Here is a 7,351-nt window from a genome sequence, read left to right as displayed (position 1 = left end):
TCGGGTCGCATCATGATCGATGGGCTCCTGAGAGAATCGGGAGCCCAGCATCTGGCATTAGCTTAGTGCTTTGAATGTGGGGTTAATGGAGCGGTTACGAAGTATCTAGGCAGTCGGTACTCAAGCTGCAGGGTGTACTTGCCTGGATTGAGTACAGCGCGCTGGGGCGAGTCATTTTTGTAGTAGTAAGTGGAGAACGGGATGTCTCCGACTTTTTTGTCGTTGACCCGGATGATGTTCAAGTTGGGCTGCATGTCGAACAGGCTGCGTTTGCTCCTTCCGGCATAAGTGTCTGTTTCGACAACGGTGTAACGGGACTCATCGCTCACCACATCTGATTCTACGTTCGAGTACGCAGGCATCTCGGCGCAACCATGCAGGCACAGCAACAGCATCAAAAACGGCAGGGCAATCTTGCTCATTACAATATCCATATTCATTTAACAAAATATAAGTCAGGTTTCTGTGAGGGGCTAACGCACTTGTTCCCGCACGGTTAGCGCGCCCCGTTCATAGCCATCGTCATGAGTCTCTTCGCGCGCCGGGTGGTGGGCTCGGCGCTGTCGAGCAAACCGGATACGGATCTGGTAATCAATGGCCTACGAGCAACGCGGCAACTTTCATTGTATCAAGGAGCGATTTTTGATTCATGACTGGCCTTGAAGGCTTTCCCTCTGGGCGCCGCTTATCGGGGAGCGCTGTCATTTGCGCATCAGTGCAGCCCAGGCGCCTTGCCCGTTCTCTGATTGACCAGAGATTGCTACTCCAATCCAGGGGGAGATCCTGCATCTGACTCTTCAAAAACAGGCATTGGGCTCGCTTCAGCAGCGCTTACAGGTTTGGGAGCGTGGGAGCTACAACCGGCAACAACAGCAGCCATTGATCATATGGGGGTAAAGCGCATATCGATTCCCTTAAATCTGGCTTGGTCAACTCCAGGCCATCCCGTCTTCAGAGGAAGTCGCTATCCCGACAGAGAGCGGACGGCGCTTGATTTCGAATCGCTTCAAGGCTTGTCCTTCGGCTCAATTATTGTCGAAGGATGCATGCCGCGACACAGGCGAGAAGGGATAAGGTGACGCAAGATGATATGAGCAGAAACAAGAAAGCCCGCACTAGGCGGGCTTCTTGATTGGCTTATAGACATCGTTGATATCTGTAAGCCGGTACTTGGTGGTACACAGTCACTTGAACTGGATCGTCATGTCATTGAATTACAGGTATTTTTAAGGATCGGACTTTATTAGGGATACACATGGGGATACACGGTGCCTTTTGCTGTGCGGAATTTTCCCGAATTACCCTCCCGGAAGGGCGTAAATTATTATCGAGTTCCGATGAGCGGTTTGATCGTACTACAGCATGCCCTGACGTGATCATGACCTCGTCTTTCGAGCGGCATCCACCTGCGTCCGGTTCCACGCCAGCACCTCTGACTTGACCCAGGCCACCGATCTACCAGCGAGACGCACTTGCCGCGGAAATGTCCCAGCTTTGGCCATCTCATAGATCTTTGTTGTGCCTAGTCCCGTAAGCGCCTTTACAGAAGGCAGCTTGATGAACTCTATTGTCGGTTCCTCAGCCTGGCTCATGACAGCCTCCCAGCATATTACTGTTACGCACCACCCGAGAGCATCACCTCCAGCAGAGTGCATTTACCTATTTTTAGACCGATTGCTTTCAGACCGATTGCGAACCATGTCCAAGGCCTTTTCAAAATCGTATTCGCTTTTGCGCTTGCCTGGGGTGGTAGGTAAACCGAGACCGATACTTTTGGAAAGAGGCTCCATACGACCTTCGGAGAGTGGTCGCTGCACGCCTGATGATGATTTGGGGACCGCGTTTATCTCAATGTATCGGTCAGCCCAGGCATCTAGCTCCAGTCGGTCAAAACCTACTCCCCTCAGACCTATAGGAAACTCTCTAACGTAAGGCCGCACAGTCTTGTTGAATTCGTCGCGGCACATCCCGAGATAGCCATGCGCTTGGTTCGCTCTCAGGATTCGCGGCGGAATGACGGTGTTGTCCATAGGCATGCCCTTGAGGCATCAGTCAGATGCTGATTCGCGGATTGCATGACGGCCAGCCCGGCGCAGCGAGCGACCAGTGTTAATGGATACCAGGCTAGCCGGCCGAGACACGAAGTCCCGACAGCTAAAACGTACCGGAGGAGTAACGCTTGAGCAACGGTCAAACCGACAGAAGGAAGGGCTGAGGTTGCAGCGCTGACAGCTCTTTCTGAGCAAAATGGGTAGCGTTTCACGACCCCACGGCTTCGAACGCAACATTTTCGCTTTGCGTTGTTGAGCCGCCCTTAAATGATTAAAGTTCGCCAGCCATCCACGCTTCGATAGCCTGGCGACTGTATACGACCCGGTTTGCCGGATCTTTGCGCCAGTGCTTGCCCTCCAGCCACAAACCGTTTGATCGGTATTTGGGCGCGGCCTCGGTTGTGATTCCAAAGACTGCTGGCAGGAGCTCCTGCCGAAACCATGCTCCCGCGAATATTTCTGAAGTTCGCTCTTTCGCCCCCGGCCTGGCAGATGGAGTTCTTGTTGAACTCTGCTGTTCGGCAGCCCACGAGGATATATCCTCAATCGCTTTCGACACCGCGTCCTGCTTTTCGACAAGCTCCTGAAGCAGCGATGTAAGCGTCTTTTTGCTTCGCATGGGTCACTCCTTCTGAAGCGCACGAGTCTTGCAAAGGCTGTCCGAACTGCTACGAAAATAGCACTTTCCCAAACTACCCGGAATTTGGGTGGTTTGCTCCATGCTGGCTTCGTCCGCATGATTGGCTTTTTCCGTAAAGCCGCTCAGCAGGGTTGCCAGGCAATTCCGTGGAAACCTTTGTGGAAACCTCGCCTTTGGAAACCAGGCTCAGCATGCATAGGGATACGCCTACAACTTGATGTTGCCAACACCGCGTTACCCACTGCAATGCCTGTTACACCGGTCTGTTCAAGCATCGCAGATGCGTAACCTTGGGCGTAACCATGATCGCCCAGGCACACCACGCATCTCCCGCATCACTGTTAACCGAGTGTTAGCTCGCGTTCGTACAGCTGTCAGCAATCCGCTGGTAGCAGAATTTAGTCTTGTTTCCAAATCCGTGGATACCGACATGGATACCACCGCGATGGATACCTCGGTTGGGCGTGCGCGCCCTCCGGTGCTTGATCGGGCATGAGCGCCAGAGCAGTACCGATTTTCTCGGTACCACTCCAGAGTGGTATGAATGCCACGATGTGTTGAAATTTCAGCTATCCGCAGAGGATGGGAAGTGCTCCATACGCAACCCAGTGAACGTGCGTACCTGTTTGCGTACCAGCCACCTGCGTACCTGCTGGCTCGTCTTGTGAGCGACAAGCCCGATGTGTCTCATTCTTCTGAGCGCGCTGCCTGCAGTGCTGAGTGCGTAAAATCGATGCGCGAAGAATTGCGCGAAATCATGCCTATCCGTTTAGGCGCCAGCGGCTCATGAAGGTGGTTTTTCGGAGCTTGGGCTCAAGCGCTTGCTGCCAGGTATCACCCCGCAGACGACGCATCTTCACAGTCTGCCATTTGAGGCCGCGCATTGCTGCCCAAAGCATTGCAGGCATGGTCTCAGTACCGAGCGTGACCAGCGTCGCCCCGGCACAAACCGTTGTGCGGATAGGCATGCGTGGAAGTGAAATTGCTGCATTGCCAACAGTCACCAGTTGCATGCTCGGCCATCCTAATAAGTCCAGATGACGCGAATTTATGTGACTGGTAGCAAACTGCCTCACCTTGGACGCACCCGCCCTCAAACCTTTTGATTTCAGGGCAGGTCCGGTATGCCCGAGCTAGATCGATTGTGCCGACTGCTCCTTAGCTCGTATCGACCATGCCCCGGTCCCAGGCACCTTGAAGGCCTCGTACTCGTTGCGGAGGCGAGCCTGGCGGAGTGCTTGGTTCGCTGCGCCCTGAGTCTGGTAGTAGCCGGCTGTTGCGGCCTGGATCTCGTTCTGCCGCTGAGATGCGCGGCGCGCTGCATCGGTAGATCCATCCTGACCCGCTGCGATGCTCGCCACCGCGGGCACGTTGCGTCCAACTACTGCCCGAGGCAACACTCCGGTGAGCGCGTCCAGTCCATCCTTCGATGTCAGGGCGCTGGCCAAGACCCGCTGGGAGCGCTCATTGATTCTTGCTCCGGCTGCCCGCGGCAGGGAGCGCAGTAGGGTATGCATCAAGCCTGTACCGGAACTGGCACTGAAGCCGATAGCCACCAGATCGCTCATCACTCCGTTGGCTTCGTCAATCTCAGCTTGTCGCCGTGCGGTGGCGCTATTACCCAGTGCCCGGCCGCTGAGTCTGGAAACTTCGATCTCATGATTGAGCGAGCTTTCCCACCGCTGACGCGCGGCATCGTCCGGAAGAATGGCGGCGATCTTCGCCCGCCCGTTTGGGCTTCTCAGGTATTTCGTGATGTCAGGCATGGCTGCTGCGTCGTTGCCGATCTTCCCGATGATGGATGAGATGGCACCAATACGAACGGCTTCCTGTTCCGACGGATTCAGCCTTGCAATGTCGCTTGCCCAGCGCTCTGGGGAAATATTGGGTTTCATGATCATCGCCCCATGGTCTACCCCATCCAGATAACGGCTGTGCCCGGCGAATACGGCGCGCGCCTGGGCATAGGTGGGCGCGCTGGCATCCATAACGCTCAGCAGGTCATTTCTGATGCCGACGATATCGCGAGCCTCGGAGCGGGCACCTGAGTTGAGTAGCCGCTCAACCTGGCCGTCTAGGTTCTGTTTGATGACATCAAGGTCACCGGTGCGCGGGACTGCTTTGGCAGTGATTGTGCCGTCTGGAGCAATCTCCATGAATTGACCGTCGAACTTGCGGCCTTGGTTCGCTGCGCGGCGTTCTGCGTCACGGTAAGCGGCCTGCATGGCTGGGCGCGCCATGAGGCTTTCCAACTCAGGTGTCCACGGCACTTCCTCTGCGTGGGCTGCAGCGTAGAGCGGACCGGCTTCGCGCGCACGCTGGGCCATTGTTTCGTCAATGGCTGTATCTGCAGATCGGTTCACCCCACTCAAGCTGCGCGCGCTATCCGAGATGCGGGTTCGTTGCGCGGTCTGCCGCTGGGCCAAGGTTTCGACAACCGTCGATCTCGCCTGTCCTGGCGTGTTGGCCAAGCGTTCAACAAGGCCCCGCACGTTTTCACCGCCGGCGTCTGCCGGGATTGCGGTGTTTGGATGCTGCACAGCGAGGTCGTCGTACTGTGTACGGAATTGATCGGGTGTAAGGCCGTCCCGTTCAAGTGCGCGGCCGAGCTGCGCCTGTGCGCGGACCTCGGGGTTGAATGCCGTGTTGCGCACCGCCTTGGCCGCGCCGATTACGGCGGGAACAGCACCGCCTACTAAGCCGCCAAGCGCAGCGCCCCGCAATGCGCCCGGAACCCGATCGCCGATATCACCCTCGGCAGAGCCCAGACCATAAGCTCCGCCATACACAGCCCCAACACCAGCGCCTTGCAGCATGGCGCGCCCCGTTGTCTGCTGCGCTGCAGCTCCGGTGGCAGATGCGCCGAGTGACATCCCGCCAGACGCAATAGCGGGCGCAATACCACCGACCACTGCGCCGACAGTCGACGTCACGGGATGCTGCTCTTGTCCGATTTTCAGCTGGGCACGCTGGTTGGCCACGTTCTCGTCGTAGCGTTGGCGCCAGGTGTCTGCAGATGAACCGTTCTCTGGCGTGGAGATAAACGGCTGAACGGCGGCGTCCAGCCCAGCTAGGATTTCATCTTGGAAGCCGAATGTGATGCCATCGCCTACGCCTCTAATAGCTGCTGTGCCAGCACCCACCTTTTCCTTAGTGTCGCTGAATGCGCTGTCATACCAAGGCGCGCTTGATTCGGGCCTTTGTTCCGACGCCGCGGCCGGGGGCATTGCGGACGCGCTTTGCTGCCTTTGCACCGCTGGCGTAACGATCGGGGCATTTTCCCAAGCAAAGCCGCCTTGACGTTGCTGGGACGCTACCTGATGGACCTGCATGTCTGGAAGTATGTTCGTCGGCTTCATCCGCTCAGATGCGGGCATGATGATCGGTGAATCGTCCCATGCGGCCATTATGGTTTTCTCCGATGGTTGCCCTGCGGATCAATGAAGTCGGCACCTGAAGGAAGTCGTGCGAACTGCTCTTCCGTGCTGATCCGGTAGATGGGCGCTTGGGCTGGTGCGGACTGAGCGTTTTGCGCGGGTTGTTGCTGCTGGGGGCTGTTTGGCCGATCAGCAGGTCTACCGAGCGGCGCGGCCAGAATTTCGGCGGTGCCCAAACCGTCACGAATACCTTGTAAGGCGGTGACGCGCGATTCGTGTTTTTGAGCAATAACCTGGTCGCTGTCGCCTGGTTGCGCCAGGAACATTTTGCCGTAGGTTTCCATTTCCTGATTGGTGATGGCCGCGCCGCTGTCCTTCCTCAAAATGGCTGAAACGAACTCCCGGCCGGACTGCTCAGCTTGCTGACGTTCTTTAGAAACCATTGAATTGGCCAGTGACGAATCGCCGACGAAAGGAATACTGCGTATCGCTGTATCCGCCAGACCACGGAGAGCGCCGCGCTCGCCAGACGCTGATGCAGTCAACGCGCTGCTTTGATCCTCAAGACGGTCATTGGACGAGTTCCCTCTGCCGAAATAGTTGAGGTCCTTGGACTGCGATTCGGTGAGCTTGACCCCGGTTGCCGACGCTTCACGTCGCGCCTTGTCTGCCTCTGCCGTGGTCTTGTCTATTTGGGCCAGCGTTTGTTGCCTAGCCAGCGTCTTGGAGCCGTCCGGATCAAGCGTGCGCTGGAATGCCTGCTGTTGCTGCAACGTCGCGTTTGGGGCGGTCCCTGCGGTAATGATGTCCTCAAGCCTTTGTGACTGACGTTGCTGGCTATCAGTAATCTGACCATCGCGCTGATCATCCACAGCGTCTTGAGCGATATTTACCGCATTAGCCAAGCTGCGAGTTTTCACGTCGCGTTCCTGCGCAAACTTCTGATCCTCTGCCTCACGGTGCTTATCAAGTCTCCGCCCTAGCGATTTTCGACCGCTTTCGCCGATCACGTTGAAATTGCGGTCCCGTTCTTGTCTGGCCAAAGCGATCTTCAAGCGGTCCTGGTCTGCGTATCCGTTACGCAAGTCACTGGCGCGCTGAAATCTCGTTGCTGCCAGAGCTGCGTCTCCAGCTTCTGCCTGGCTGAACGAGCCCACACCGTCACCCATGTTGCGCACAGATCCAAGGTAAGCGCTCCATAAACCCCACCTGGCAAAAGATAGGTAAAGCGCTTAGCTGTGAAGTCGAGGTTCGCAGTTCCACGGCAGCAAGGCTTCGTAATC

The 7,351-nt window shown here is 56.7% G+C and carries 6 protein-coding genes and 1 pseudogene; 1 reads left to right on the top strand and 6 read right to left on the bottom strand.

Annotated elements, in window-relative coordinates:
* Positions 1–62: 62 nt before the first annotated feature.
* On the bottom strand, positions 63–422 hold the full coding sequence (locus tag KDX37_RS28370; protein ID WP_231656520.1) for a hypothetical protein: 360 nt from the start codon (positions 420–422) through the stop codon (positions 63–65).
* 87 nt (positions 423–509) lie between these two features.
* Between KDX37_RS28370 and KDX37_RS29945 the strand changes: the two are divergent.
* A pseudogene (locus KDX37_RS29945) lies at positions 510–650 on the top strand (IS3 family transposase); the annotation flags it as partial.
* 726 nt (positions 651–1,376) lie between these two features.
* On the opposite strand, the gene KDX37_RS29480 reads toward KDX37_RS29945, so the two are convergent.
* From KDX37_RS29480 to KDX37_RS28335, 5 genes are all read right to left on the bottom strand, one after another.
* Positions 1,377–1,592, bottom strand: a complete 216-nt coding sequence (locus KDX37_RS29480) for a helix-turn-helix transcriptional regulator (protein ID WP_264759419.1) — start codon at positions 1,590–1,592, stop codon at positions 1,377–1,379.
* A gap of 730 nt (positions 1,593–2,322) precedes the next feature.
* Positions 2,323–2,508: a DNA-binding protein gene (locus KDX37_RS29585; protein ID WP_231656518.1), complete on the bottom strand. Its 186-nt coding sequence runs from the start codon at positions 2,506–2,508 to the stop codon at positions 2,323–2,325.
* A gap of 944 nt (positions 2,509–3,452) precedes the next feature.
* Positions 3,453–3,704, bottom strand: coding sequence for a hypothetical protein (locus KDX37_RS28345; RefSeq protein ID WP_231656516.1), 252 nt, complete (start codon positions 3,702–3,704; stop codon positions 3,453–3,455).
* Between the two features lie 120 nt (positions 3,705–3,824).
* The gene (locus KDX37_RS28340; RefSeq protein ID WP_231656515.1) at positions 3,825–6,098 is read right to left on the bottom strand and encodes a hypothetical protein; all 2,274 of its coding nucleotides are present in this window, start codon (positions 6,096–6,098) and stop codon (positions 3,825–3,827) included.
* Positions 6,098–7,237 (bottom strand): hypothetical protein, encoded by a 1,140-nt coding sequence (locus tag KDX37_RS28335; protein WP_231656514.1) that lies wholly within the window; start codon positions 7,235–7,237, stop codon positions 6,098–6,100. The genes KDX37_RS28340 and KDX37_RS28335 overlap by 1 nt, the downstream gene beginning before the upstream one ends.
* Between the last annotated feature and the right edge of the window lie 114 nt (positions 7,238–7,351).

The sequence above is a fragment of the Pseudomonas californiensis genome (genome assembly GCF_021147775.1).
Taxonomy (GTDB): Bacteria; Pseudomonadota; Gammaproteobacteria; order Pseudomonadales; family Pseudomonadaceae; genus Aquipseudomonas; species Aquipseudomonas californiensis.
Note: the sequence above shows the minus strand (reverse complement) of the source record. Positions and strands in the feature narration are given on the sequence as shown.